Origin of the sequence: Pseudactinotalea sp. Z1739, from assembly GCF_049725055.1 — a bacterium.
Lineage (GTDB): Bacteria > Actinomycetota > Actinomycetes > Actinomycetales > Beutenbergiaceae > CALKWS01.
The window spans coordinates 124,728-149,585 of the sequence record NZ_JBMPQA010000001.1; the positions used below are offsets into that span (position 1 = coordinate 124,728).

A 24,858-nucleotide genomic window follows, 5' to 3' on the forward strand; every position below is an offset into this window, starting at 1 on the left:
ACGTGAGGACGGACGATGGGTGGCAGCGGCATGGATGCACAGGCGGACGCCGCCGAGAACACCCTGCAACGCACGCAGGGGATGTTGTTCGGGGACACCCTCCCGGACCTGGACGCCGACACCGGCTACCGGGGCCCCACGGCCTGTCGCGCGGCAGGCATCACCTATCGGCAACTGGACTACTGGGCCCGGACCGGGCTGGTCGAGCCGAGCATCCGTCCCGGCAGTGGATCAGGAACGCAGCGGCTGTACAGTTTCCGCGACATCCTGGTGCTGAAGGTGGTCAAGCGGCTCCTCGACACCGGGGTGTCCTTGCAGCAGATCCGCTCGGCGGTCAATCACCTGCACGAGCGCGGTGTCGAGGATCTCGCACAGATCACCCTGATGAGCGATGGTGCCAGCGTGTACGAGTGCACCTCCGCCGATGAGGTCTTCGACTTGGTCCAGGGCGGCCAGGGAGTGTTCGGTATCGCTGTGGGCAGGGTGTGGCGCGAGGTTGAGGGCAGCCTGGCCGAGTTCCCGACCGAGCGGGCCAGCGATGAACCGGCGGACATCCGCGGCGATGAACTCGCGCGACGGCGCGCGGCTCGTCGCACCGGCTGACGCAGCCGATTCGACCCGCCGGCGCTTCACCCGCCGGGAACCCTGCGCGGAGTGAGGTGAGCGAGGCTCGAGCCATCTGGTTAGGGTGAACCATGGCGCGCTACTTCGATCTACACCCGGTCAACCCGCAAGCCCGCTCGATCCGTCAGGTGGTGGAGATCCTGCGTGCGGGGGGCCTGATCGCCTACCCGACCGATTCCGGGTATGCCCTGGGCGCGGCCCTGGGGAACCAGGAGGCGAAGGACCGCATCGTGGCCTTGCGACAACTCGACCACCGCCACCACTTCACGCTGGTGTGCCGCAACTTCGCCCAACTCGGGCAGTTCGTGCACGTGGAGAACGCCGTGTTCCGCGCCGTGAAGGCTGCGACTCCCGGTCAGTACACGTTCATCCTGCCCGCCACCAAGGAGGTGCCGCGCCGGTTGCTGCAGCCCAAACGCAAGACGGTGGGCGTGCGGATCCCGGACCACACGGTGGTCCAGGCGCTGCTGGAGGAGTTGGGCGAGCCACTCCTGTCCTCCACGCTACTGCTGCCGGGGGAGTCCGAACCTCTCACCGAGGGGTGGCAGATCAAGGAGGAGTTGGATCACGCCCTGGACGCGATCCTGGACTCCGGTGAGTCCGGCAGCATGCCGACCACGGTGGTGGACCTGTCCGAAGGCGACGCCGAGGTGGTCCGCGTCGGGGCTGGCGACCCCGCGCCCTTCCAGTGACTCAACCAGGGCGGTCGATCGCGGCAGCCAGGTGCCCCGGTGCCTGGACGCAGTAGGAGTCGATGAGGAGTTCGGCCAACTCGCCCCAGTCGGTTCGCTCATCGAGGACGAGCCCGACCACGTTCTCACCCCACTCGGCCCGGAAGTACGGTTCACCCAGGTGCTCGAACGCCATCACCTCGGCCGGCTCGGCGCGGAACATGATGCGGAAGAGTTGGTCCTCACCCCCGAACACGTGCGCCACGGTGGCGTTGGCGACCCGCCAGCGCACACCGGTCCAGGCGTCCTCGATCTCACACTGCGGCAAGGCGGCCAGGATCTCATCGATCCGGTCGACCCAGGCGCGCGGCACGGTGGGGCGATTGGTCACCTTGGACAGTGTGCCCCAGGCCACCGACATCCGGTGCCGGGGCCACCGGGGCGCATCGGCACCAACTAGGCTGGTCCGACCCCTACGAGAGAGGTCACGCATGCCCGGCTCCTTTACCCTGCTCCCGCAACCCCGGTCCACCGAGGTTGGGCAGGGGTCCTTCACCTTCACCGAGGATCTGGCGATCACCGGCCCCAGGGAGTGGGCCGCCGTCGTCCGCCGCCTGCTGGCGCCCGGGACCGGCCTGGACCTGCCCGGCCGGGATGATGGCGCGCTTCGCTTGCACCGGGACGAGTCGCTGCCGGACGAGGGTTACCGGCTGGAGGTGACCGGCGACGGGATCGACGTGCGCGCCGGAGATCACCGGGGCCTGAACTGGGCGGTCCAGACGTTGCGACAACTGCTGCCGGCGGCGGTGTACCGGCCCGCGCCCGTCGGCGCCCAGTGGCAGGTCCCCGCGGTGACGATCACGGATGCCCCGCGATTCGCCTGGCGCGGACTGATGCTTGATGTGGGCCGGCACTTCATGCCACTCGCGGACCTGTACTCCTTCATCGACCTCCTGGCGATGCACAAGTACAACGTCTTCCACCTGCACCTGAGCGAGGACCAGGGGTGGCGGATGGAGTCGAAGTCCCACCCCCGGTTGCATGAGGTAGGCAGCACCCGGCACCAGACTCGCAGACCCGGGGCTGAGGACGGCGACGGAACCCCGCACGGCGGCTACTACACCCAGGACCAACTCCGCTCACTGGTGTCCTACGCCGCCCAGCGCGGCATCGAGATCGTGCCCGAACTGGACTTCCCGGGCCATGTGCGCGCCGTCCTGGCCGCCTACCCCGAACTGAGCAACAACCCCGGGGAAGGGCACACCGTCGCCGACACCTTCGGTATCTTCGATGAGGTGCTGAACCTGTCCGATGAGGCGATGGAGTTCGTCTTCTCGGTGTTCACCGAATTGCTGGACGTCTTCCCCTCCCGCTACATCCACGCCGGCGGCGATGAGGCCCCCCGCACCGAGTGGCTGGCCAGCCGGGCCGCCGCCGAGCTCGCCGAACGCCGCGGACTGCCCGATGCCTCCCATCTGCAGAACTGGTTCACCCGGCAGGTGCGGGACTGGTTGGCCGAGCGTGGCCGGGTGTTGGTGGGGTGGGACGAGATCAACGACGAGGGTCACCTCGACGGTGCGGTCACGATGGCCTGGCGAGGCGCCGGGTACGGGGTCGAGGCCGCCCGCGCCGGGGGAGAGGTGGTCATGGTCCCGACCTCCCACCTGTACCTGGACTACTACCAGAGCAACGATCCGGACGAGCCGTACAGCATCGGCGGACACCTGCCGGTCGAGAAGGTCTATGCCTTCGACCCCCTCGAGGGTGTGCCACCGGAGCACAGTGAAAAGATCCTGGGCACGCAGGCCAACGTGTGGACCGAGTACATCCCCACGATGCGCCGGGCGCAGTACCACCTGTTCCCGCGCGCCTGCGCCCACGCCGAGGTCGCCTGGTCCGACCCGGCCGGGCGCACCTGGGACGAATTCACACCCCGTTTGATCGGGCACCTGGAGCGTCTGGACGCCGTGGGCGTGAACTACCGGCCCCTGGGCGGCCTGCAGCCCTGGCAGCGTGGCGGCACCGGGGCCTTCGAGCGTCCCGCGGCTCACCTGGGCGACGCCGACGGCCAGGTGGGGGAGTAGTGGCCGCACCGCAGGACCCATCCCGCAGGCGCTACTAGGCTGGGTGGACCCGAGGTAAGGAGCCGATGTTCATGTGCAAGCCGGTCCAGTGCGCGCGTTGTCGCAAGACCACGTGGGAGGGCTGCGGAGATCACGTAGCCGAGGTCCGCGCCCAGGTCGCCGACGCCGACTGGTGCACCTGCCCGCGCTCAGTACCTGCCTAGCCCCTGCGCACGCTGAACGCGGCACCGCCCCGGTATCCGCGAAAGGGGCTCACTATGACCAAGCAGGAACCTTTCCCACGGCGTGTCCGCGAACGGATGGCCAAGACCGGGCAGAAGCACGGCGCCGCCCGCCGGAGGTTGCCGCCGGCCGCCGGCGAACCCGGCTGGGTACACCAGCCCCAGCACAGCGACGAGCAGGTCGTGGAACGCACCGGCCGCACCTGGAACCAGTGGCGCGAGGTGATCGACGCCGGTCCGGGCCGTGGCGCGGCACACGCCGCGATCGCCACGTTCCTGGAGCAGGATCACGAGATCGGCGGCTGGTGGGCGCAAGCGGTGACGGTCGGGTATGAACGGATCACCGGGATACGAGCGGCTCATCAACGCGCTGACGGCTCCTTCGAGGCGGGCGTTTCACGCACCCTGCCGTTGGACGGCACCGCACTGCGCGCGGGCCTGCTCGATGAGTCCGACCGCGCCGATCTGCTCGGCGGGTTGGCCTCCGCACTGCGATCCAAACCGACCTCGAAGGCAGTACGGCTCGGGGTGGACGAGGGTGTGGTGCTGTTCACCTTCGACCCGCGCCCGGACGGCCAGGTCCGGGTGAGCGTCACGCACAGCAACCTGCCCGGTCCGGCCGCTGTGGAGCATTGGAAAGCGTTCTGGGGCGAGTGGCTGCAGGCACTGCATGAGGAAGCCGGCGACGACGGAACCTGAGACGGTCCGGCCACCCCCTGGAGGTCCGCGGCCGGCTTACCTCCGAGCGCCACGCCCGGAGTTTTCACAAACCGACCTAGAAGAATGCCGTGACCAGCACTAGGCTGCGAAACCGGGGCCATTTCAACGGTCCTCGACCCATCGATGCACACATGGAGGCGGCTGTGGCCCTGGTACCGGACAACACACTCATCACCGATACGCCCGAGCAGGGCCGGGAGTTGGCGATCATGCTGGCCCGCAAGACCGTCGGTGCCATGCAGCCCGACGCCGGCGTCCGTCAACTGCTTCGTCCTGGCTACGCCACCAACCCGGACTCGCTGACTGCCGCCGCGCACGTGGTGGCGGTGGAGTTCGCCACGGTGGCGGCGGCGAACAACTACTGGCGCAACTGAGCACCGCTGGGCCTCGGGCGGCCGACATGCCGCTGTCGATCGCCGAGTGGCTTGCGGGTTGGGGCACGACCGTCGAGGGCCCTCGAGCCGGCGTCGGTGCGGGCCGGACTCCTTGGTAGGTCCAGCAGGCCTCTTTCGAGGACCAGCGGATGACGCGCTCGGAGTTCCGGGCGCAATGAGCGCGGCGTCTCGAGGTTCCGTACGCCGGAGTGCGTTCTAGCCTTCCCGCTGGGCCCGAGACTCGACGATCCCGAGGTAGTGGGGGTTGTGCATGATCCCGAGGACGTTGCCGAAGGGGTCGACGAAGGACGCCGTGGTCAACCCGGCCGAGCGGGGCGTGATCGGCTCGTACTCCGTCGCGCCCATACTGAGCAGCCGCTCGGCCGTCGCGGGCAGGTCGTCGACGTGCCAGTACATGACGGCACCCCCGGGCGAGTTCGCCGCTCCCGCGGGAGCGTAGCGGCGATCGATGAAGCCGAACTCGTCCTCGTCGTCGCCGACGCGGAACTCGATGTAGGCGGCCTCGGCGGGGGCGGGTGGGAAGGCGTAGTAGGGCGGGAGGCCGAGCAATTCCGTGTACCACTCGGACGCGTTGGCGAGGTCGTCGGCGTAGAAACTGATCGTGGCGAGTCCCGGAACATCGGTCCTCCGTGGAGGTGTAGCAGCCGGTGTTCCCGACCGCGATGCCACCATGCTGCACCGCATATGTACTCATCCTGTGAGCACTTTTCCTGCAAGAATTCGATCTATGCGCGCCGACCGCCTGGTGGCCACGCTCCTGCTCCTGCAGCCGCGTCACCGCCGCCGAGGTCGCCGCCGAACTCGAGGTCTCCCTGGCCACCGCTCGCCGCGACCTCGAAGCGTTGTCGACCGCGGGGGTGCCCGTCTACTCCCAGCCAGGCCGGGGCGGTGGCTGGTCGTTGGTCGGCGGCGCCCGCACGGACCTGACCGGTCTGACCGCTGCCGAAAGCCAGGCGCTGTTCCTCCTTGCCGGCCACGCAGGGGCTGGGTCCGGGACGACCAGGTCGGCCCTGTGAAAGCTCATGCGCGCCCTTCCGGAAACCTTCCGTGCGGACGCCGCGGCGGCCGCCGACGCCGTGACCGCCGACACCGCCGGATGGGGCGCGTACGGCCGGGCACGGCCGCCAGTCCTGGAGACGCTGCAAGAGGCCGTCGTCGGCCGCCACCGACTCTCGCTCGAGTACGAGGGCCGCAGCCACGCGGCGGCCACGCGCACGGTGGACCCGTGGGGGCTCGTCGACAAGGGCGGCGTCTGGTACCTCGTCGCCGGGACCCCACATGGTCGGCGCACCTTCCGGGTGGACCGGATCCGCGAGGCGACCATGCTGACGCAGGCGGCAGCCCGGCCGGCGGCCCTGGATCTGGGCCGGGAGTGGGAGCAGGTGGTCGAGGAGGTGGAGCACCTGCGCTCGGGCGTCGCTGCGACGGTGCTCGCGCCAGCCCGCGCGCTCCCCGTCCTCGAGCGCCAGTTCGGCCGACACTGCGAACTGCTCGAGACCTCCGGGGCCGGGCGCGTGCGCGTCCGCTTGGCGGCCCACCTGCCGCTGTCGATCGCCGAACGCCTCGCCGGATGGGGCGCGACCGTCGAGGTCCTCGAACCGGAGTCGGTGCGGGCCGAACTCGCCCGGTTGGGCGCGGAACTCCTCACCCGGTACGGGGGCCCTGACCGGGCCTATGAAGGCCCCGATCGCCGTCGTGGGTGCTAGCCTTCCCGGCCCAGCACCCGGGCGACGGCGCTGCGCTGCTGCTCGGACAGGTGCACCCGGCCGGCGGCTGCGTTGGCCTCCAACTGGGCCGGGGTCGAACTGCTCGGGATCTGGGTACCCATGCCCGGCAACGTGAGGAGGTAGGCCAGGGTGAGTTGGCTGATCTGCAGGTCCCAGGCTTGTGCGAGTTCGCCGAGTTGGCGCACCACCGCGATCTGAGCGGGGTCGATCTCGATACCCTCATCGTGCAGCCGGTCTCCGGGGCCGACCGCGTCGGCATCGAGGTAGCGGTCGGTGAGCAGCCCTTGGGCCAAGGGGGAGTACGGCACGAATGCCAGGCCCTGGTCGGCGCACACCTGGAGAACCCCGGGCAGCACCTCACCGTTCAACGGGTCGAAGCGGTTCTGCACCGCGATCGGCCGGGTTCGCCGGGAGATGCCTTCGCTGACCTCCAGGTAGGCGCGCACTTGATCGGCGGTGAAGTTCGAGACCGCCAGGTAGTGCACCTTGCCCTGGCTGACGAGGTCGGCGACCGTTTCCAGGCTCTCCTGGATGGGGACCACCGGGTCGAACCGGTGGAACCAGAGCACGTCGATCCAGTCGGTCTGCAAGCGCGCCAAGGAGGCCTTGACCGACTCGGTGATCTGCAGCCGGGACAGCCCGGAGTGGTTCGGGGTGTACCCGTCCATACCGCCATGGGTCTTGGTGGCCAGCACCACGTCCCGCCGGCGGCCGGGGTTTGCGCTGAGCCACCGGCCGATGATCCGCTCGGAGTTGCCCGAGGCGGCGTTGTACCGGTTCGCCGTGTCCCAGAACAGCACGCCCAGCTCGTGCGCGCGGTCCAGAATCTGCAGGGCGGTCTGCTCATCGGAGCGGGCACCGTCTCCGGTGTCGGGGAAGCCGAACTTCCACGTGCCCAGGCCGATCGCGGGGGAGCGCAGGCCGGAGGAACCCACGTAGCGGTAGGGCATGCCCTGGAAGTCCTCGGCCTGGTAAGCGACGTTGTACAGATCCGGGTTCGGGGTGAGGTGATCCATTGATCGAGACTACCTGGGCGCGACGCTGGAGACCGCTGACGTCATCCGGGGGAGCGGGGCGAACCCGGCGCGGCAGCACTGCCGGACCCCGCTGATGCCGTGCTAACCTACCCCTCCGGCCGGAGGGACCAGCGGTGCAGAAGCGCACAGCGGCGATCACCACCACAGTCTTCGCGTTCGCCGCGCCCGGGATGGTGGCCGGCGTGCTGCCGTGGCAGGTGCGAGGGGAGGCCTCGCCACACCTTCCGAGCGGCCCGCTGTCACGGATGCTCGGTTCGGGGCTTGTTCTCGGCGGTAGCGCGATCGTGACGGACTGCTTCGTCCGGTTCGTCCGCGCACGGGGGACACCCGCGCCCGTCGCCGAGACCGAGGACCTGGTGGCCACCGGGTTGTACCGGTATACGCGGAACCCGCAGTACGTGGGGGTGTTGTCGGTCATCGCCGGGCAGGCAGTGCTATGGCGCAGTCCGCGGATCCTGGCATACGGCGCCGTCGTCGCGACATGTTTCAACCTGACCGTGCATCTCTATGAGGAGCCGCGGCTGCATCGACGCTTCGGCGATGACTACGTTCGTTTCACCGAGCAGATCCCGCGCTGGCCGCTCCCGCGCCGGTTGCTGCGGAAGCCGGGTCGCTGGTACCCGTCCCCATGAGGGGAGTGGCGACGCGCACGCAGGTGTGCACCCCTCCAGGTGGAATGACATAATGTGCATTATCGGCAATCGGGACTCGCCGTGCGTCACCGAACATCGCAGGACTACCGCCCTGGCCCAGGCCCAGGCCCAGTCGCTAGTTGCAGCAGCCGGCGCGCCACGAGCACGGCGAACACCGACCACGGCACGAGCGATGCCAACGCGAAGACGAGGCCGACTGTGCCGAAATTCGACGGGACCGCCATGAGTACCGCCGCAACGAGGCCCCAGAGCGCGGTGGCGCGGCTGAACACCGTGCTGCGGTACATCAGGACGGCCAGGATGAGTAGCGTGACCAGGTTGAAGAAGTAGTAGATGTCGAACGCGGTGCCCATCCACGTCGCGAGCATCCCGTCGCCGGTGGCGACGAGTGCGACCCGCTCGGCGGCGTCGGCCTCGCCGTAGGCTTGGGCGAGCCTCAGCATCTCCACTGCTCGTGGCGAGGCCATGTACGCGGCCATACCGAGCACGCCGAAGGCGAGTGCCACCACCACCGCGGACCGGCTGACTCGCCATAGAACGACGGCAAGGGCGAAGTACAGCAGGAACGCCAGGAGGCTGCTCACGATGTAGAGCACGTCCAGAGCGATCACGCCCCGGAGCGGGTTGTTCAGGAGCACCTCGAAGTACTGCACCGTAGTCTGTGGCGGCGGCCAGACGAGGTAGATCGCGATCTGCACCACGATCAGCACCACGCTGGCCAGCGCCACCCACGCCCCGGTGACCACAAGCCCCGTCCACTCCTGGACGTCCTTGCGCACTATGCCCTCGTCGACGACCATCGCGATCCTCCGTTCCCGGGGCCGGGAGTCTCGCCCGGCCTCCCGTCAATCACGTCGGCCGATGAGTTCTTCAGCGTCTCCGGGGCATCCAGCACCCGGCAGACCCGGAGGTCGCGATCGACGGAGTCCACCGGTTCCTACGAACAGTGCAGGACCGGCGGCGGTGAGTCCGCGGCGCCGGACTGCCACGCCGGGGACAACTCCATACGTGCGAGCCTACGTGGCAACCCCTCACTTAGCGAGAGTCTGAGCGACCCGCACCGCACCACTTCCGTCGGGTCCTTCACCGGCTCTGGATGTCACCGTAGAGTGAACGCCATGAAGCAACGAACAATCGGTAACGGCACAGTCGGGCGCGTCGAGGTCGGTGCGATCGGCCTGGGCCTGATGACCTTCGACCAGACCGGCGAGCAGCCACGGGAGCAACTCGCCGAGACGATCCGGACCGCACTCGCTGCCGGAGTGACACTGTTCGACACTGCCGATGCCTACGGGCCCGGTGAGCAGCTGGGTGCGGCGGCACAGGGCGAGAACGAGAAACTGGTCGCTGGACTGCTCGACGAACTCGGGGTCCGGGACCAGGTGTACCTGGCCACCAAAGGCGGCAGTGTGCGCGGCGACGGCGGTTCCTGGTCCCAGGACAGTTCACCGGAACACCTGCACGCCGCGGTCGACGCGAGCCTGTCCCGGCTCGGCGTTGACCAGATTTGGCTCTGGCAGCACCACCGTCCTGATTCGGCCCGTGACTATGACGAGACGATCGGGATCCTGAAGGAGATCGTCGACACCGGTAAGGTCCGCATGGTCGGTCTGTCCAACGTCGACCCAGCCCAGATTCGGTCCGCGCACGCCGTCCTCGGTGACTCTCTGGTGAGTGTGCAGAACCAGTTCAGCCCGAAGTTCCGCAGCAGCCTGCCCGAGGTCGCTGTCTGCGCCGAACTCGGCCTGGCGTTCCTGGCCTGGAGTCCCCTCGGTGGGCTGACCGATGCCAAGGAACTGGCGGCGAAGCACCCGGCATTCGCGCAGGTGGCGCAGGACCGCGGAGTGAGCCCGCAGCAGGTGGCCCTCGCCTGGGAACTCGCCCAGAGCGAGGTGGTCATCCCGATTCCTGGGGCGAAGCGCCCAGCCTCGATCGCCGACTCCGCCGCTGCGGCGGATCTGGCGCTGACCGCCGAGGAGATCGCGCTTCTCGACGCCGCCTGAGCCAAGGAGCGCGAACGGTATCGGTGACCGGGGGTGCGAATCCGGTGTCACACTCGCGGCGGCGCTGGCGTCCTCTGGGATGACACCCGATCCCGAATGCCAGGAGGACACGATGCCCCGCATGCACCTACAGAAGGTCATTCCGCTCGCCTACGCCCCCGTGCTGGCGCTGGAGAGTTACGCCCGCAAGGTCAATGACAAGCGCACCTACGAACTGGTCAAGATCAGGGCCTCGGCCATCAACGGGTGCAGTTACTGCCTGGCCATGCACACCCGCGACGCCCGCAAACTCGGTGAGTCCGATGAGCGCATCGCCGCGTTGGAGGCCGGATGGAGCGGGCTGGACCTGTGGTCCCCCGCCGAGGAAGCCGCGCTCGCCCTGACCGATGAGGTCACCAGACTCGGCGAACACGGAGTCAGTGATGCGGTCTGGGACGAGGCGGTGCGGCGCTGGGGGGAGAAAGGCACTGGACATCTCATCATCGCGATCGCGACCATCAACGTATGGAACCGGATCGCGATCGCCACAGGTATGGAGGCGCAGGATCTGTGACCTCGGCCCCGGCCGAGCCGCTCGGACTGACCAAGGAGGAGTTCGAGCGGCTCAATGGGCGGATGCTCGGCGTGGCCTACCGGATCCTCGGCAGCTGGGCCGATGCCGAGGACGTCGCGGCCGAGGCCTGGATCCGTTGGCAGACCCGACGCCCGGAGCACGTGCGCGAGGTCCAGGCATGGCTGACCACCGTGGCCACCCGGCTGAGTCTGGATCGGCTGCGCACCATGCAACGTCGCCGGGAGGACTACGTGGGCTCCTGGCTACCGGAACCGATCGACACCGCGCTGCTGCCGCATGAGAGCGCGGAGCAGCGCCAGAGCCTGGACTTCGCCCTGTTGCACCTCATGGACCGGCTGGGTCCGGAGGAACGCGCGGTGTACGTGCTGCGCCACGCCTTCGACTACCCCTACACCGAGATCGCCCCGATGCTGGGCCGCACCCCGACCAGTTGCCGCCAACTCGGTCACCGCGCCGGGGCCAAACTCGGTCCCCTCCCCCAGGAGGCCGACCTCGACCGGCACCGGAGCCTCCTGAATCGGCTCGGCACGGCGATCATGGCCGGCGACGTGAGCGAGGCGATGTCGCTGGTCTCCCCCGATGTGGTGCTGCTCAGCGACGCCGGCGGCAGAACACGCGCCGCGCTGCGCCCGATCTACGGCCCCGATCGTGTGGTCCGGTTCCTGGTGGGCGTGACAACCAGGACACCACCGAGCCGATCCGTCCTCATCGGCGTCAACGGATGTCCGGCGTTCCGACTGATCTCCGACGGCGTGGAGCGCGTCTTCAGAGTCGACATCGGTGACGGTGTGGTCACCAGGGCCTATGTCCTGGGCAACCCGGACAAGCTCACCCGGCTGCGTTAGCGGAGTTCGGTCACGAGGGAGCTTGCTGCCTCGTACCGGCGTTTCGGTACCACGTCGTCGTGGACGCCTGCCGGAAACCGAGGCCGTGGTAGAGCGCGGCTGCGGCGCCGGACTCATAGGAGACCTTCACCCGCCGTGCCCCGGCCCTGGCCAGGCGGTCGATACCGGTGCCCACCATCGCCCTGGCGAGCCCTCGCCGGGCGAACTCGGCCTCGACGCGTACCGGTTCCACCAAACCCACCCTGGTGAGCGGGTCGAACCAGTACAACGAGTACCCGGCCGGACGGCCGTCGTCGGTCTCCACCGCCAGATCGAGCGTCGGATCATACAGCGAGCACTCCCCCAGTCGGGTCTCGACGTCGTCGCCGTTCCGGTGGCGCATCGGATGCGGAGTGCCGCGCCGTTGCGTGCGATCGACCAGCACAAAGCCCTCCGGAAGCCCAGGTACCTGCGGCCGCGCGGAGGCCTCCATCCACGCGGTCCCGTCCCCCTCTCCGGCTATCAGCCCGGACTGTCTGGCGAGGGCGGCGAAAACCGGGTCGTGGTCACCCACCGGGACCTCGAACCCCTCCCCCGCATGCTCGCCGGCGTGTTGGAGTGCCCGGTGCCACACGTCAGCGGGCTCGAGGCCGAAGGCCCCCGGGACGAGGATCGGATCGCATTGCCAGCCGGGGTTGTCACTGGTGAGCCACACCCCGGCGACCGGTCCGTCATCGTCGACCCAGAAGAGTGTGTCGCCTGCGTCGGAACTACGCGGCAACCGCCAGGACCACTGCACATCGGCCGCTTCCCACACCCCCGCCCGGGGATCCTGCAGGCGGGCCCGCTGCAGCAACGTCGTGGTCAGAGACAGGGCTTCGCGGCCGTTCGCGCGGATCTGGCGGGGCGATCGAGAGGACACAAGGCATGACTCCACCACGAGAGGTGCTCCCGGACAACCGAATATTCGGCGGACACCAGGAGCACCTCGTCCGGCCCCACGCGTGTGCAGCGCTACATCTGATGCGTGTGTACGCCGGGTAAAGTGGAGCAGTCATCACAGCCGGATGACGAGGGCAGCAAAGGTGGTACGGATGGCGGGCGACGAGACGATTCTCGTAGAGACGGTCAGCGAGGATGGCCTGGCGATCGGGGTGGCCGAAAAGCTCGAGGTCCACCGCGCACCCGGCACGTTGCACCGCGCCTTCTCGCTGTTCGCCTTCGACGACAACGGCCGGCTGCTGCTGCAGCGGCGAGCGGCGGGCAAGTACCACTCACCGCTGATCTTGACCAACAGCACCTGCGGACACCCCTTCCCCGGTGAGCCGGTAGCCGAGGCCGTGGCCAGGCGCCACCAGGACGAGCTCGGCGCTCCGGTCACCGGCCTGGTGGAACTGGGCACCGTTCGGTACCACGTGCATGACACCGCTTCGGGGTTGTACGAACACGAGTACAACCACGTCTTCGCCGGGCGGGTCGACCCTGCCACGCTCGTCCCCGAGCCGAGCGAGGTCGACGAGGTGGTCTTCGTCACCGGGGATGAACTGGCCCGGCTGCGCGCCGCCGAACCGTTCACCACCTGGTTCGACCATGTGTGGCAGATCGCTCTGCCCCGGCTCTCCGAGTGGGGATTCAGCGCCCGCTGAGTCATTAGGATGGTCTGCGTTCCCGTCCGCCTTGCCGAAAGCCGTTGGATGCCTCCACACGCCGTCCTGCCCACGGGCTCGGCGCACGCCAAGGCGATCCTCGTCGGCGAGCACGCCGCCGTCTACGGGCACCCGGCGATCGCGCTGCCGATCACCCCGCTGCGCACAGTCGCCGAGGTACACCACTGCCCCGGACCGCTTCGGCTGAGCACCGGCGACGCCAGTCTGCCGGTGACCGAGTTGCCCCAGCGGTTCGCCTCGGTGGGCGTCGCCGCGGTCGAGTCGCTGACGTTCTTCGGATTGCCGGCCGAGGATGTCGAGATCGTCGTACGCAGCGGAATCCCACCTCAGGCGGGCCTGGGGGCCAGCGCGGCTGCGGCGAACGCGATCGTCGAGGCCGTGCGGGCGTATGCGGGGGTAGCACTGAACGATGCGAGCCGCTTCGCACTCGTGCAGACCGCCGAGCGGGTGGCCCACGGGAACCCCAGCGGCATCGATGCGCACGCCACCCGGGCCCGGGAACCGCTGCTGTTCGCCGACCACGTCGCCACCCCTCTGACCCTGGGCGCCCCGGTGTGCTTCGTGGTCGCTGATACCGGCGTGCGGGCCTCCACCGATGACGCCGTCGCCGGCGTGCGCCAGATCGTGGACGCCGACCCGGCCCTGGGCCGCTCGCTGCTGGCCCGTCTCGGGGATCTGACCCGAGCCGCGGTGCTGGATCTGGAACAGGCGCACCTGACCGCGTTCGGCCGGCGGCTCACCGAAGCGCAGGATGCGCTCACCGACCTGGGCGTCGGGCACCCGGCGATCGACCGCCTGGTCACGGCAGCCCTGGACGCCGGCGCAGCGGGAGCCAAACTCACCGGCGCCGGACGCGGAGGCTGCGTGATCGCCGTGACGCCGGACGCCGCCAGCGGGCAGGTGGTGCAGTCGGCGATGACGGCCGCGGGTGCCGTCGCCGGGTGGATCGTCACGCTGGGTGCGACATGAGCATCACCGCCGTGGCATATCCGAACATCGCGCTGATCAAGTACTGGGGCAAGCGCGATGAGACGTTCAACCTACCGGCCACCGGAAGCCTGTCGATGACTCTCGACGTGGCCCCCACCCGAACCACCGTCACGCTGGCGCCCGGGGCCGACGACGACGTCGCGACCTGGCGCGGAGAGGCCATGAGCGGCGATGATCTCACCCGGGTGCGCTCCTTCCTCGATCTGGTGCGCGAACTGGCCGGAAGCCGGGTTCGGGCCGTCGTCGAGACCGCCAACGAGATCCCCACCGGCGCCGGATTGGCATCGTCCGCCTCGGGCTTCGCCGCACTTGCCGCTGCGGCGAGCGGCGCCTACGGACTGGACCTGACCGAGCGGGACCTGTCCCGCCTGGCACGCCGCGGTTCCGGCTCGGCGGCCCGATCGGTCTTCGGCGCCCTGGTCCAGTGGCACGCCGGCCGCGACGACGCCTCCTCCTACGCCGAGCCCCTCCCCGCATCGGCGCTCGAACTGGCGCTCGTCGTCGCAGTCCTGTCCCCCGGGCGCAAGCCCGTGGGCAGCCGGGAGGCGATGCGCCGCACCGCGGCGACCTCCCCGTTCTTCCCGGCCTGGGTGGCCTCGGTACCAACCGAACTGGAGGCCATGCGCCGGGCGATCGCGGACGCCGATTTCGGGGCCGTCGGGGAACTGGCCGAGGCCAACGCGCTGCGGATGCACGCCACCATGCTCGGCGCCGTGCCCCCGGTGCGGTACTGGAACGCCGACACGGTCGCCGCGCTCGATCTGGTCGCGCAGTTGCGCACCGACGGCCTGTCGGCCTACGCCACCATGGACGCCGGGCCCAACGTTAAGGTGCTGTGCCGCCCGCAGGACGCCGGCGCCGTGGCCGAACGGTTCACCGCCGCGTTCGAGGATGTGAACCTGCTCATCGCCGGCCCCGGGCCCGGTGTGCGCATCGAGGGCACCCGATGATCCGGGCGCCGGGCAAACTCTTCATCGCCGGTGAGTACGCGGTCGTCGAACCCGGCGGTAGCGCGGTGCTGGTGGCCGTCGACCGGTACGTGAGCGTGCACGTGACCCCCGCTGAACGGCGCGGCACAGTCCACTCGGCGCACTACGGCCGGCGGCCGCTGCGCTGGGAGCGGGACGAACGTGCCGGGGTGGTGCCCGAACCGCGGGAACGCCCGCTGGACCACGTGCTGTCCGCGATCCGCACGGTCGAAGCACTCGTGACCGATCTGGGGATCGTGCCCCGCTGGCACAGCCTGGACATCACCAGCGAACTCGAGGACGCCGACGGCCGCAAGTACGGGCTGGGTTCCAGCGCGGCGGTGACGGTGGCCGTGGTGCGGGCGCTCGATCAGTTCTACGGGCTGGACCTGACCGCGCTCGAACAGTTCAAGGTGGCAATGCTCGCCACGGTCGAGGTGGCGGCCTCGGCCTCCGGGGGTGACGTCGCGGCGAGCACCTTCGGCGGGTGGCTCGCCTACCACTCCCCCGACCGGGCCGCGGCCGCGGCTCTTCGCCACCGGGAGGGCGTGCTCGCCGCGATGCGTGCGCCGTGGCCGCTGCTGCAGGTGACCCCACTGCCCGCACCGAGTGACCTTGACCTCATCGTGGGCTGGACCGGCGCCGCAGCCTCCACGCCGGCGCTGGTCGCCGATGTGCGGGACCGCCGGCACACCCAGGAACTGCGCTACGAGACATTCCTGGCGCACAGCCGCGCCCGGGTGCAAGACCTGATCACGGGCTTGCAGCAGGGCGATAGTGCCGCCGTGCTCGCGGCGGTGCGAGCCGCGCGGGACCTGCTGATCGGTCTGGGTACGGGGCTGGGAATAGAAATCGAGACACCGGCGCTTGCGCATCTGGTGGCCTCCGCCGAGCGCATCGGCGCCGCCGGCAAGCCCTCCGGGGCCGGCGGGGGTGACTGCGGGATCGTGCTCGCCGCCCGCGGCAGCGACCTCGAGCCGATGTTGCGGGACTGGGAACGGTCCGGTGTGCGCCGGCTACCGGTGGCCGCGGCCCCCATGCACGAGCGCCGTGGCGGCGCAGTGAGGATGATAGAGCGATGAGCGAACAGGCGGCGCCCGTACCCCTGAGGTGGGTCGGGCCGATACGACTGAGCGGGAACGTCATCACCGGTGAGCACGAGGTACCGCTGGCAACCTACGAGGCTCCGCTGTGGCCCTCCGTGGGCCGCGGGGCCCGGATCTCCCGGCTGATCGAGGGCGGCATCGACACCACCCTGGTGACCGAGCGGATGAGCCGTTCGGTCTACTTCGAACTCGACGGCGCAGGCGTTGCGGTGCAGGTGCTCGGTGAGATCCGCAGCCGGTTCGCCGAACTGCAACAGGTGGTGTCGGCGAGCAGCCGGTTCGCCGAACTCATCGACATGCATAGTGAGATCGCCGGGCGGCTGCTGTTCCTGCGCTTCGAGATCCTCTCCGGGGACGCCTCGGGTCACAACATGGTGACCCTGGCCAGCGAGCGACTGATGACGCATCTGATGTCTCAGTGGCCGCAACTGCGGTACGGCTCGATCTCGGCCAACTATTGCTCGGACAAGAAGGCGACGGCGGTCAACGGAATCCTCGGCCGGGGCAAGCACGTGGTCACCGAGGCACGCATCCCTCGCGAGGTGGTGCAGAAGTGGCTGCGGAGCACCCCGGAACAGATCGCGGAGTTGAACACCCGCAAGAACCTCGTGGGCACCATCCTGGCCGGTGGGATCCGCTCAGCGAACGCCCATTACGCCAACATGCTGCTGGCCTTCTACCTGGCTACCGGACAGGATGCGGCGAACATCGTGGAGGGTTCCCAGGGCGTCACCCAGGCCGAGGTCGACGGTGGTGACCTCTATTTCTCCTGCACGCTGCCGAACGTGATCGTGGGAACTGTCGGTAGTGGGAAGGGCCTGACGTTCGTGGAGGACAACCTCACCCGGCTCGGACTGCGCGCCGATCGCGCGCCGGGGGACAACGCGCGTAGGCTCGCCGGGTTGTGTGCCGCGTCGGTGTGGTGCGGGGAGTTGTCCCTGCTCGCAGCGCAGACCAACCCCGGTGAACTCATGGCGGCACACGTGGCGATCGAACGCAACGAACGCAGCACCCAGACATCCAACCCTTCGACCGAGGAGTGAGCAGTTCCGTGATCGGTATCGACGACCTCGCGATGGCCACCGGCGGCTTCCGCATCGACCTGGCGGCCATCGCCGAACGGCTCGGGGCCGACCCGGCGAAGTACTACCGTGGCCTCGGCCAGACCGAGATGAGCGTAGTCGCCGAGGATGAGGACATCGTCACCCTCGGAGCAGCGGCGGCTCTCCCCGTGGTGGAGCGGGCCGGCCGTGAGGGGATCCGCACCCTGCTGTTCGCCACCGAGACCGGGATCGACCAGTCCAAGTCCGCCGGTGTCTACGCCCACCGGCTCCTCGACCTGCCCCCGAACGTACGGGTGGTCGAACTCAAGCAGGCCTGCTACTCCGCCACCGCGGCCATGCAATTCGCCGCCGCGCTCGTGGCCCGCAACCCCGCTGAGAAAGTGCTGGTCATCGCCAGCGACATCGCCCGCTACGAACTCGGCTCAACCGCCGAGCCCACACAGGGTGCCGGGGCGGCGGCATTCACCGTCTCCGCCGATCCGGCGTTGCTCGCCCTGGAACCGGCCGCCGGGGTGTTCACCGAGGACGTGATGGACTTCTGGCGCCCGAACCACCGGGTGACGGCCATCGTGGACGGGCACAGTTCGATCAGCGCCTACCTCGACGCCGTCGCCGGTGCCTTCGACGACTACCGCGCCCAGGGCGGATCGGCGTTCGAGGCGATCGACCGGTTCTGCTACCACCAGCCGTTCACCAAGATGGCCACCAAGGCCCACCAGTATCTCGCCAAGCACGCCGGCGCGGATGTGCCCACCGCGACGCTGGCCGCGCAGGTCGACCCGACGATGGGCTACAACCGCCGGATCGGCAACAGTTACACCGCCTCGGTCTACCTGGCGCTGCTGGCCCTGCTGGACGATCCCACCAACCTCACCGGTGAGCGGGTGGCGATCGCCAGTTACGGTTCCGGCGCCGTCGCGGAGTTCCTCACCGGCACGGTGATGAGCGGCTACCGGGAGCAGTTGCGCAATGGTACGAACGCGCAGATCCTGGCCGATCGCGGGCAGATCGATGACGATACCTACCTGGCGCGTCAGCGCATCATGCCGCGTAGCGACCCGTCGAACTACAGCAACCAGCACGAGACGCGTGGCCCGTTCCGCTTCGCCGGCGTACGCGACGACCAACGCATCTACGAGGCCGCGACCCCGCGCTGAGCCCACCCCCTGCCGCCCGTCCACCGGTCACCTCATCAGGGGTGCTGACGTCGTCGGCACCACGACGACGGCGTCAACGGGTTGCGAGGTAGTCGGCGAGGTGCCGGCCGGTCAGGGTGGACCGGGTGGCCACCAAGTCGGCGGGCGTCCCCTCGAAGACCACCTGCCCGCCGTCATGTCCGGCGCCCGGCCCCAGGTCGATGATCCAGTCCGCGTGAGCCATCACCGCTTGGTGGTGTTCGATCACGATCACCGAGGTGCCCCGCTCCACCAGGGAATCCAGCAGGTCCAGCAGTTGCTCCACGTCGGCCAGGTGCAAGCCGTTGGTCGGCTCATCCAGCACGTACACCCCGCCGTTCCGGCTCATCCGGGTCGCCAGTTTCAGCCGCTGCCGCTCCCCGCCGGACAACGTCGTCAGCGGCTGACCCAGGGTGAGGTACCCCAGCCCCACATCGACCATCCGGCGCAGGATCTTGTGCGCCGCCGGGGTACGCGCCCGGCCGTGCGCGAAGAACTCGGCAGCCTGGGCGACCGGCATCGCCAGCACCTCGGCGATAGTGCGCCCATCGAGGGTGTACTCCAGTACCGCCGCCTGGTACCGACGTCCCTCACACTCGGCGCAGACCGACTCCACGGTCTCCATGAAGCCCAGTTCGGTGTAGATCACCCCAGCGCCCTTGCAGGCCGGGCAGGCGCCGTCGGAGTTGGCACTGAACAGTGCGGGTTTGACGTCGTTGACCTTCGCGAAGGCCTTACGAATCGGTTCCAGCGCGCTGGTATAGGTCGCCGGGTTGGACCGTCGTGAGCCCTTGATGGCGCCCTGGTCGATCACCACCACACCTTCCTGTCCCGCGACCGAGCCATCGATCAACGAACTCTTGCCGGACCCGGCCACCCCGGTGACCACGCACAACACCCCCAGGGGGATGTCGACGTCGACATTCTTGAGGTTGTGCGCCTCGGCACCCCGGATTTCCAGAGTGCCCGAGGCGATGCGCACGTGGTCCTTCAAGACGGCCCTGTCATCGAGGTGCTTGCCGGTGAGGGTCCCGCTGGCGCGAAGATCGGTGAGGCCGCCCTCGAACACCACGTGGCCCCCGGCACTGCCGGCACCCGGGCCCAGGTCGATGATGTGGTCGGCGATCGCGATCACCTCGGGTTTGTGCTCGACCACCAGCACGGTGTTGCCCTTGTCGCGCAGCCGGGCCAGCAGCGTGTTCATCCGCTGGATGTCGTGCGGGTGCAACCCGATGGTGGGTTCGTCGAAGACGTAAGTGACGTCGGTGAGGGCCGAACCGAGATGGCGGATCATGCGGGTGCGCTGCGCCTCTCCCCCGGACAACGTGCCGGAGGGACGGTGCAGGGAGAGGTAGCCCAGACCGATCTGGACGAAGTTCTCCAGCGTCGCCCTCAGGGTATCCAGCAGGGGTCCGGTGCTGCTCTGCTCCGCACCGGCGCCACCCCGGCCGCCGGCTGCCCCCGCTGGGTCAGCGAGGTCACGCACCCACTCCACCAGATCAGTGATCTGCATAGCGGAGACCTCGGCGATGTTGAGACCGTTGATCCGAGAGGACCGCGCCATCTCGTTGAGTCTGGTGCCGTCGCAATCCGGGCAGGTGCGGAAGGTGATCACCCGGTCGACGAAGGCGCGCACGTGGGGCTGCATCGCCCCTTTGTCCTTGGACAGGATCGTCTTGTGCAGTTTGGGGATGACGCCTTCGTAGGTGACGTTTACGCCGTCGACCTTGATCTTGGTCGCCGGCTTGTACAGCAGCGCGTCGAGTTCGGAGGCGGAGAAGTCCTCGATCGGCTTATGGGCGTCGAGGAAGTCGGTGCCCTGGTAGATGCGGCCGTACCAGCCTTCCGGACCCCATCCCGGGATGCTGAAAGGACCCTGCGCCAAGGACTTGGAGGAGTCGTACAATTCCTCCAGGTCAACGTCCGAGACCGAACCCCGGCCCTCGCAGCGGGGACACATCCCGCCGACGATGGTGAAGTCCCGGCGTTCCTTGACTCCACGACCACCGCGTTCGAACTCGACCGCTCCGGCGCCGCTGATCGAGGCGACGTTGAAGGAGAACGCCTGTGCCGAGCCGATGTGGGGTTGTCCGAGACGGGAGAACAGGATCCGCAGCATCGTCCCGGTGTCGGTCACGGTGCCCACGGTGGAGCGGGGGTTGGCCCCCATGCGTTCCTGGTCGACGATGATCGCGGTGGTCAGGCCGTCCAGCAGGTCCACGTCCGGGCGGGGCAGGGCGGGCATGAAGCCCTGCACGAACGCCGGATAGGTCTCGTTGATCATCCGCTGGGACTCGGCGGCGATCGTGTTGAACACCAGCGAACTCTTCCCCGACCCGGACACCCCGGTGAACACCGTCAGACGGCGCTTGGGCACCTCGACGTGGACGTTCTTGAGGTTGTTCTCCTTCGCTCCGCGCACGCGGATCCAGTCGTGGCTATCAGCCGGGTGCAGTGCCTGACGTGACATGGGGGTGGGCATCGATCTCCTCGTGGGTCAGTGCCCGCCGGCGGTGATCTCGTCCAGGACGACCAGGTCGGTGGGCCCGGGCTCCCACAGGGCGGCGGCATTGGAGCGCACCTGCTCGGGTCTGGAGGCACCGGAGATCACCGAGGCCACACTGGGTTGAGCGGCCAACCAGCCGATCGCCACCTGCAGCAGGGAGATGCCCCGCTCACCGGCGAAGTCCTGCAGCGCCTCGATCATGTCGAAATCGGCATTCGCCAGCCGCTCGGGACGGCGCGTCAGCCGTGACCCCTCCGGCGCCTCCCGGCCCCGGGTGTACTTGCCGGTCAACAACCCGGAGGCGAGCGGGAAGAAGGGCAGCAGCCCGGCCCCGATGTGGTCGATGGCATCGACGCCCTCGGCCTCAAGGCTCCGGTTGAGCAGGTTGTACTCGTTCTGGGCCGACACGAACGGGGTGCCGCCGGCGGTGTGCGCGGTCCAGTCCGCGTCGATGATCTGCCAGCCGGCGAAATTCGACGAACCCAGGTAGCGCACCTTGCCCTCGACCACCAACTCGTGCAGGGCCGCCAGAGTCTCCGCAATCGGGGTGTGCGGATCGGGCCGGTGCATCTGGTACAGGTCGATGTGATCGGTGCCCAGGCGGCGCAGCGATCCTTCCACCGCCTTGCGGATATACCTCCGGGATCCCCGAACACCCCAGTCCGGCCCGTTCAAGCCGCGGGTATCCATCCCGAACTTGGTGGCCACCACCACATCGGCGCGCCGGGAGCCCAACGCTTTCCCGAGCAGTTCCTCCGACTCCCCGGCCGTGGAGCCATAGGTGTCGGAGACATCGAAGAACGTGATCCCCGCATCCAGTGCCGCGTGGACCACATCGGCGACCCGTTCTGTGGGCAGCGTTACCCCGAACGAGTTGCAGCCCAGCCCCACCACTGAGACAGTCAAACCCGAAGGGCCGAGTTGCCGGTATTTCATCGTGATCTCGCTCATACCCCAAAGCCTAGGGCTACCGGCAACGCACGGACTCCGCGCGTGAATTTCACAGCACCTTCACCCGCGGCCGGGAACACCGGCCCATGCTTACTGGTTGTAGTAGGTGGACGCACCATCTATCCCGGGAGGAGAGGGCGATGGCTGAACGAGCACTACGAGGCATGCTGATCGGCGCGAACAGTTTGGAGACCGAGGAGGGCGTGGAACTTGCCCCTCGGATCGAGGCGGTCTACGACTGCCCGGACGGGCGCACCCTGGTGATCCCCTTCGCTGCCGATGCCGACATCCCACCCGTGTGGGAGGCACCCGGTGGTGGGGAGGCGCTACTGCGCGATGCCACCCGGCCCGACCCGAAGCCGACCAAAGCGGTACGGACACACTGGGACATGCTGCTGGAACGGCGTACCGAGGCCGAGTTACAGGAACTGCTGGAGGAGCGCCTGGCCCTGCTGCGCAGCGGTCAGTTGCGCCGCCAGAGCGCCTGAGCCCACGCGCGTAACCCCGTGATGCGTGCCTGCACGCCCCACGCGGTTACCCGCCACAACGCTTCCACGACGATGGACCGGTCCATCTTCGAGGTGCCCTGTTCGCGCTCCACGAACGTGATCGGGACCTCCACGATCAGTCCGCCACCGCGGTGCACCCGCCAGGTCAGATCGATCTGGAAGCAGTATCCCTGGGAGGCCACCCCGGCCAGGTCGAGACCGCGCAGGGTGTCGGCGGGGTAGGCCCGGAAACCGGCTGTGGCATCGCGCACACCCAAGCCCAGGGCCGCCTTGGCGTACCGGTTCGCACTCCTGCTCAGCCACCTCCGGTGCGCGGGCCAGTTCTGCACCGCTCCCCCAGGGATCCAGCGTGACCCGATGACCAGGTCGACTCCCGAGGTGAGCGCCGTCAGGAGTGCGGGCAGGTCCTCGGCGCGGTGCGATCCGTCGGCGTCCATCTCGACCAGCACGTCGTAGCCGCGCTCCAGTGCCCAGGCGAACCCGGCGAGGTAGGCCGGGCCGAGTCCTTCCTTGCCGGCGCGGTGCAGAACATGAACCTGTGGATCCTGCTCGGCCACAGCACCCGCCCAGGCCCCGGTACCGTCCGGGCTGGCGTCATCGACGACGAGGACGTCCGCACCCGGCACCCGCTGACGCAGATGGGACAGCGTCACCGGGAGGGAGGTGCGCTCGTTATAGGTGGGGATGACCACCACCACCCGGGCGGCACTCGCGGTCACCGGGCCCCTTTCGCAGCCACCGCCCGCCGCGGAGCGCCGGCTTTCGACCCCGCCGACGTCCCCCGTCGGGGCGCGGGGTCCTGAGGCAGGGTCGCCTTCGCCGGGCCGGCGGCGGAACGCCGGCCCGAGCGACCGGTGACGATACCCGCCCCGAACAACAGCACGACGGCCACCGTCGAGGCGATGATCGGCCAGTCCCCGAGACGGTCGGCGATCGTCAAGGTGGAGCGCAGCGGCACGGTGGTGGCGAAGTGGTCCGGGGTGAACAGTTCCGTGGTCCGGGTGAGCACCCCGTTGGGTGTGATCACCCCGCTGACGCCCACGGTGGAGATCTGGATGGTGGCCCGTCCGTGCTCGACCGCACGCAGCCGGGACATGGCCAGTTGCTGGGTGGATTCGGCGGTGAAACCGAAGGAGGCGTTGTTGGTGGGCACCAGCAGCACCTCGGCGCCGGCCAGCACCGCCTCACGGTTCAAGGCGTCGTAGGCCACCTCGAAGCAGATCGGAGTACCCACCAGGACTTCCCGCTCCAGGGCGGGCGCCGGTACCGGCACGACGGCAGGAGCGGTACCGCCCACCATGTCGGTGCGCACCAGATCCACGGCCGGGGAGAACAACCGGGCGAATTCGCGCATCGGGATGTACTCGGCGAAGGCTGCCGGGATCTGCTTGGCGTAGGCGAAGGTATCGCCCTGCCCGGGTTCCCACAGCACCATCTCGTTGAACCTGGCGTCTCCGGTGTAACGGTCGGTTCCCATCAGCAACGGAACGTCGGCGGCCCGGAGCACCTCCTCGACCCCGGCGTTGGCGATCTCGTCCACGCGCGGGTTGTAGTCGGAGGAGTTCTCCGGCCACACGATCAGGTCCAGCCCCTCCCCGTGCTCGGCGAGGAGGTTGTGCGTGCCGGCGACGTGGTTGTCCAGTACCTCGCGGGCCTGGGCGAAGGCGTCCAGGCCCGGGGTGGCCACGTTCCCCTGCACCGCCCCGATTCGCAGGGTGCCCTCCTCGGCCTGGGTGGGCAGCGGGATCAGCGCGGAAGCGCCTACCAGGGCGAATCCGGCGACCACCGCCCCCGGCCCGCGGAGTAGGTCCATCCGCGCCAGCCGCACCACCGCACTGGCGAGCAGGTACCCGATGCTCACCACCGCGGCCGAGACCAGCGGCGCGCCCGCTACCGAGGCCAGGGCGAGCAGTGGCCCATCGGTCTGGGAGAAGCCGAGGCGACCCCAGGGGAAACCACCGAACGGCCAGACCTGACGCACCTGCTCGGTGATCACCCACACCAGGGCGAACGGGATCGCGGCCGCCAGTTGCAGGCGGTGCACGAGCGAGCCACGCCGGACCCACACCCAGACTGCCAGTCCCGCGCCGGTGATCAACGACTGGGACAGCGCCAGCGCCACCCACGGCACCGGTCCGACGGCGTAGTTGGCCCACCACAGGTGCGGCAGGAAGAACCCCAGGCCCCACACGGTGCCCATCGCGAAGGCCCACCGTGCCGAGTCCCGCCGGATGGACAGCACCACCAGGGCGACGCCGACGAACGCCAGCGGCCAGATGGACCGGTCCGGGAACGACGCGTCCGTGAGCACGCCCCCGAGGGCGGCCAACAGCAGGGCCGGGAACCGGCGGGAGGTGGTGTGGGGCACCACTTGAGGATACGTCGTCGG

General features: G+C 69.0%; 27 protein-coding genes. 18 read left to right on the forward strand and 9 right to left on the reverse strand.

What is annotated here, in order from left to right:
- The first annotated feature begins 30 nt into the window (after positions 1-30).
- Positions 31-603, forward strand: coding sequence for a MerR family transcriptional regulator (locus tag ACO0LV_RS00600; RefSeq protein ID WP_424785917.1), 573 nt, complete (start codon positions 31-33; stop codon positions 601-603).
- A gap of 92 nt (positions 604-695) precedes the next feature.
- On the forward strand, positions 696-1,316 hold the full coding sequence (locus ACO0LV_RS00605; protein ID WP_424785918.1) for an L-threonylcarbamoyladenylate synthase: 621 nt from the start codon (positions 696-698) through the stop codon (positions 1,314-1,316).
- 1 nt (position 1,317) lies between these two features.
- Here ACO0LV_RS00605 and ACO0LV_RS00610 read toward each other — a convergent pair whose 3' ends face one another.
- Entirely contained in the window at positions 1,318-1,686 is a 369-nt protein-coding gene (locus ACO0LV_RS00610; protein ID WP_424785919.1) for an MmcQ/YjbR family DNA-binding protein, read from the reverse strand.
- 100 nt (positions 1,687-1,786) lie between these two features.
- Between ACO0LV_RS00610 and ACO0LV_RS00615 the strand changes: the two genes are divergently transcribed.
- The 3 genes from ACO0LV_RS00615 (at position 1,787) to ACO0LV_RS00625 (ending at position 4,694) form a co-directional block, all read left to right on the forward strand.
- Entirely contained in the window at positions 1,787-3,379 is a 1,593-nt protein-coding gene (locus tag ACO0LV_RS00615) for a beta-N-acetylhexosaminidase (RefSeq protein ID WP_424785920.1), read from the forward strand.
- A 257-nt stretch (positions 3,380-3,636) separates the two neighbouring features.
- Complete coding sequence (locus tag ACO0LV_RS00620; RefSeq protein ID WP_424785921.1) at positions 3,637-4,299, forward strand: DUF4287 domain-containing protein; 663 nt, start codon at positions 3,637-3,639, stop codon at positions 4,297-4,299.
- A gap of 164 nt (positions 4,300-4,463) precedes the next feature.
- Positions 4,464-4,694: a hexameric tyrosine-coordinated heme protein gene (locus tag ACO0LV_RS00625; protein ID WP_424785922.1), complete on the forward strand. Its 231-nt coding sequence runs from the start codon at positions 4,464-4,466 to the stop codon at positions 4,692-4,694.
- A 216-nt stretch (positions 4,695-4,910) separates the two neighbouring features.
- On the opposite strand, the gene ACO0LV_RS00630 is transcribed toward ACO0LV_RS00625, so the two are convergent.
- On the reverse strand, positions 4,911-5,387 hold the full coding sequence (locus ACO0LV_RS00630) for a VOC family protein (RefSeq protein ID WP_424785923.1): 477 nt from the start codon (positions 5,385-5,387) through the stop codon (positions 4,911-4,913).
- Positions 5,388-5,527: 140 nt separating this feature from the next.
- Between ACO0LV_RS00630 and ACO0LV_RS00635 the strand changes: the two genes are divergently transcribed.
- Together ACO0LV_RS00635 and ACO0LV_RS00640 are read left to right on the forward strand one after the other, a co-directional pair.
- Positions 5,528-5,731, forward strand: coding sequence for a helix-turn-helix transcriptional regulator (locus ACO0LV_RS00635; protein ID WP_424786271.1), 204 nt, complete (start codon positions 5,528-5,530; stop codon positions 5,729-5,731).
- Between the two features lie 6 nt (positions 5,732-5,737).
- On the forward strand, positions 5,738-6,421 hold the full coding sequence (locus tag ACO0LV_RS00640) for a WYL domain-containing protein (protein WP_424785924.1): 684 nt from the start codon (positions 5,738-5,740) through the stop codon (positions 6,419-6,421).
- On the opposite strand, the gene ACO0LV_RS00645 is transcribed toward ACO0LV_RS00640, so the two are convergent.
- Positions 6,418-7,458 carry an aldo/keto reductase gene (locus tag ACO0LV_RS00645; protein ID WP_424785925.1) on the reverse strand — a complete coding sequence of 347 codons (1,041 nt, stop codon included), beginning with the start codon at positions 7,456-7,458 and terminating at the stop codon, positions 6,418-6,420. The two genes, ACO0LV_RS00640 and ACO0LV_RS00645, sit on opposite strands and share 4 nt — an antisense overlap.
- A gap of 134 nt (positions 7,459-7,592) precedes the next feature.
- Between ACO0LV_RS00645 and ACO0LV_RS00650 the strand changes: the two genes are divergently transcribed.
- Positions 7,593-8,111: a methyltransferase family protein gene (locus tag ACO0LV_RS00650; RefSeq protein WP_424785926.1), complete on the forward strand. Its 519-nt coding sequence runs from the start codon at positions 7,593-7,595 to the stop codon at positions 8,109-8,111.
- Positions 8,112-8,215: 104 nt separating this feature from the next.
- Here the strand turns inward: ACO0LV_RS00650 and ACO0LV_RS00655 are convergent, their stop codons facing one another.
- Complete coding sequence (locus ACO0LV_RS00655; protein ID WP_424785927.1) at positions 8,216-8,932, reverse strand: DUF4386 family protein; 717 nt, start codon at positions 8,930-8,932, stop codon at positions 8,216-8,218.
- Between the two features lie 318 nt (positions 8,933-9,250).
- On the opposite strand from ACO0LV_RS00655, the gene ACO0LV_RS00660 reads away from it, so the two are divergent.
- The 3 genes from ACO0LV_RS00660 to sigJ all read left to right on the forward strand — a co-directional run bounded on the left by ACO0LV_RS00660 (position 9,251) and on the right by sigJ (position 11,554).
- Positions 9,251-10,135, forward strand: coding sequence for an aldo/keto reductase (locus ACO0LV_RS00660; protein WP_424785928.1), 885 nt, complete (start codon positions 9,251-9,253; stop codon positions 10,133-10,135).
- Between the two features lie 121 nt (positions 10,136-10,256).
- Positions 10,257-10,688, forward strand: coding sequence for a carboxymuconolactone decarboxylase family protein (locus tag ACO0LV_RS00665; protein WP_424785929.1), 432 nt, complete (start codon positions 10,257-10,259; stop codon positions 10,686-10,688).
- Positions 10,685-11,554: an RNA polymerase sigma factor SigJ gene (sigJ, locus tag ACO0LV_RS00670; protein ID WP_424785930.1), complete on the forward strand. Its 870-nt coding sequence runs from the start codon at positions 10,685-10,687 to the stop codon at positions 11,552-11,554. The genes ACO0LV_RS00665 and sigJ overlap by 4 nt, the downstream gene beginning before the upstream one ends.
- Positions 11,555-11,564: 10 nt before the next feature.
- On the opposite strand, the gene ACO0LV_RS00675 is transcribed toward sigJ, so the two are convergent.
- On the reverse strand, positions 11,565-12,455 hold the full coding sequence (locus ACO0LV_RS00675; RefSeq protein ID WP_424785931.1) for a GNAT family N-acetyltransferase: 891 nt from the start codon (positions 12,453-12,455) through the stop codon (positions 11,565-11,567).
- A 145-nt stretch (positions 12,456-12,600) separates the two neighbouring features.
- Here ACO0LV_RS00675 and idi point away from each other — a divergent pair, with 145 nt between their 5' ends.
- From idi to ACO0LV_RS00705, 6 genes are read left to right on the forward strand one after another with little or no spacing between them, the layout of a single operon-like run.
- Positions 12,601-13,179: an isopentenyl-diphosphate Delta-isomerase gene (idi, locus tag ACO0LV_RS00680; protein ID WP_424785932.1), complete on the forward strand. Its 579-nt coding sequence runs from the start codon at positions 12,601-12,603 to the stop codon at positions 13,177-13,179.
- A 48-nt stretch (positions 13,180-13,227) separates the two neighbouring features.
- Entirely contained in the window at positions 13,228-14,169 is a 942-nt protein-coding gene (gene mvk / locus ACO0LV_RS00685; protein ID WP_424785933.1) for a mevalonate kinase, read from the forward strand.
- Positions 14,166-15,140 carry a diphosphomevalonate decarboxylase gene (gene mvaD, locus ACO0LV_RS00690; RefSeq protein ID WP_424785934.1) on the forward strand — a complete coding sequence of 325 codons (975 nt, stop codon included), beginning with the start codon at positions 14,166-14,168 and terminating at the stop codon, positions 15,138-15,140. Before mvk ends, mvaD begins: the two co-directional genes overlap by 4 nt.
- Positions 15,137-16,240, forward strand: coding sequence for a phosphomevalonate kinase (locus ACO0LV_RS00695; protein ID WP_424785935.1), 1,104 nt, complete (start codon positions 15,137-15,139; stop codon positions 16,238-16,240). The genes mvaD and ACO0LV_RS00695 overlap by 4 nt, the downstream gene beginning before the upstream one ends.
- Positions 16,237-17,307 carry a hydroxymethylglutaryl-CoA reductase gene (locus tag ACO0LV_RS00700; protein WP_424785936.1) on the forward strand — a complete coding sequence of 357 codons (1,071 nt, stop codon included), beginning with the start codon at positions 16,237-16,239 and terminating at the stop codon, positions 17,305-17,307. The genes ACO0LV_RS00695 and ACO0LV_RS00700 overlap by 4 nt, the downstream gene beginning before the upstream one ends.
- An 8-nt stretch (positions 17,308-17,315) precedes the next feature.
- Positions 17,316-18,485, forward strand: a complete 1,170-nt coding sequence (locus ACO0LV_RS00705; protein ID WP_424785937.1) for a hydroxymethylglutaryl-CoA synthase — start codon at positions 17,316-17,318, stop codon at positions 18,483-18,485.
- Between the two features lie 73 nt (positions 18,486-18,558).
- Here ACO0LV_RS00705 and ACO0LV_RS00710 read toward each other — a convergent pair whose 3' ends face one another.
- Both ACO0LV_RS00710 and ACO0LV_RS00715 read right to left on the reverse strand, forming a co-directional pair.
- Positions 18,559-20,985 (reverse strand): ATP-binding cassette domain-containing protein, encoded by a 2,427-nt coding sequence (locus tag ACO0LV_RS00710; RefSeq protein ID WP_424785938.1) that lies wholly within the window; start codon positions 20,983-20,985, stop codon positions 18,559-18,561.
- A 15-nt stretch (positions 20,986-21,000) separates the two neighbouring features.
- Positions 21,001-21,960: an aldo/keto reductase gene (locus tag ACO0LV_RS00715; RefSeq protein ID WP_424785939.1), complete on the reverse strand. Its 960-nt coding sequence runs from the start codon at positions 21,958-21,960 to the stop codon at positions 21,001-21,003.
- A gap of 140 nt (positions 21,961-22,100) precedes the next feature.
- Between ACO0LV_RS00715 and ACO0LV_RS00720 the strand changes: the two genes are divergently transcribed.
- Positions 22,101-22,448: an RNA polymerase-binding protein RbpA gene (locus ACO0LV_RS00720; protein WP_424785940.1), complete on the forward strand. Its 348-nt coding sequence runs from the start codon at positions 22,101-22,103 to the stop codon at positions 22,446-22,448.
- On the opposite strand, the gene ACO0LV_RS00725 is transcribed toward ACO0LV_RS00720, so the two are convergent.
- A complete protein-coding gene (locus ACO0LV_RS00725) occupies positions 22,424-23,188 on the reverse strand; it encodes a polyprenol monophosphomannose synthase (protein ID WP_424785941.1) in 765 nt (254 codons plus the stop codon). The two genes, ACO0LV_RS00720 and ACO0LV_RS00725, sit on opposite strands and share 25 nt — an antisense overlap.
- Positions 23,185-24,837 (reverse strand): apolipoprotein N-acyltransferase, encoded by a 1,653-nt coding sequence (gene lnt / locus ACO0LV_RS00730; protein ID WP_424785942.1) that lies wholly within the window; start codon positions 24,835-24,837, stop codon positions 23,185-23,187. Before lnt ends, ACO0LV_RS00725 begins: the two co-directional genes overlap by 4 nt.
- Positions 24,838-24,858 lie beyond the last annotated feature (21 nt).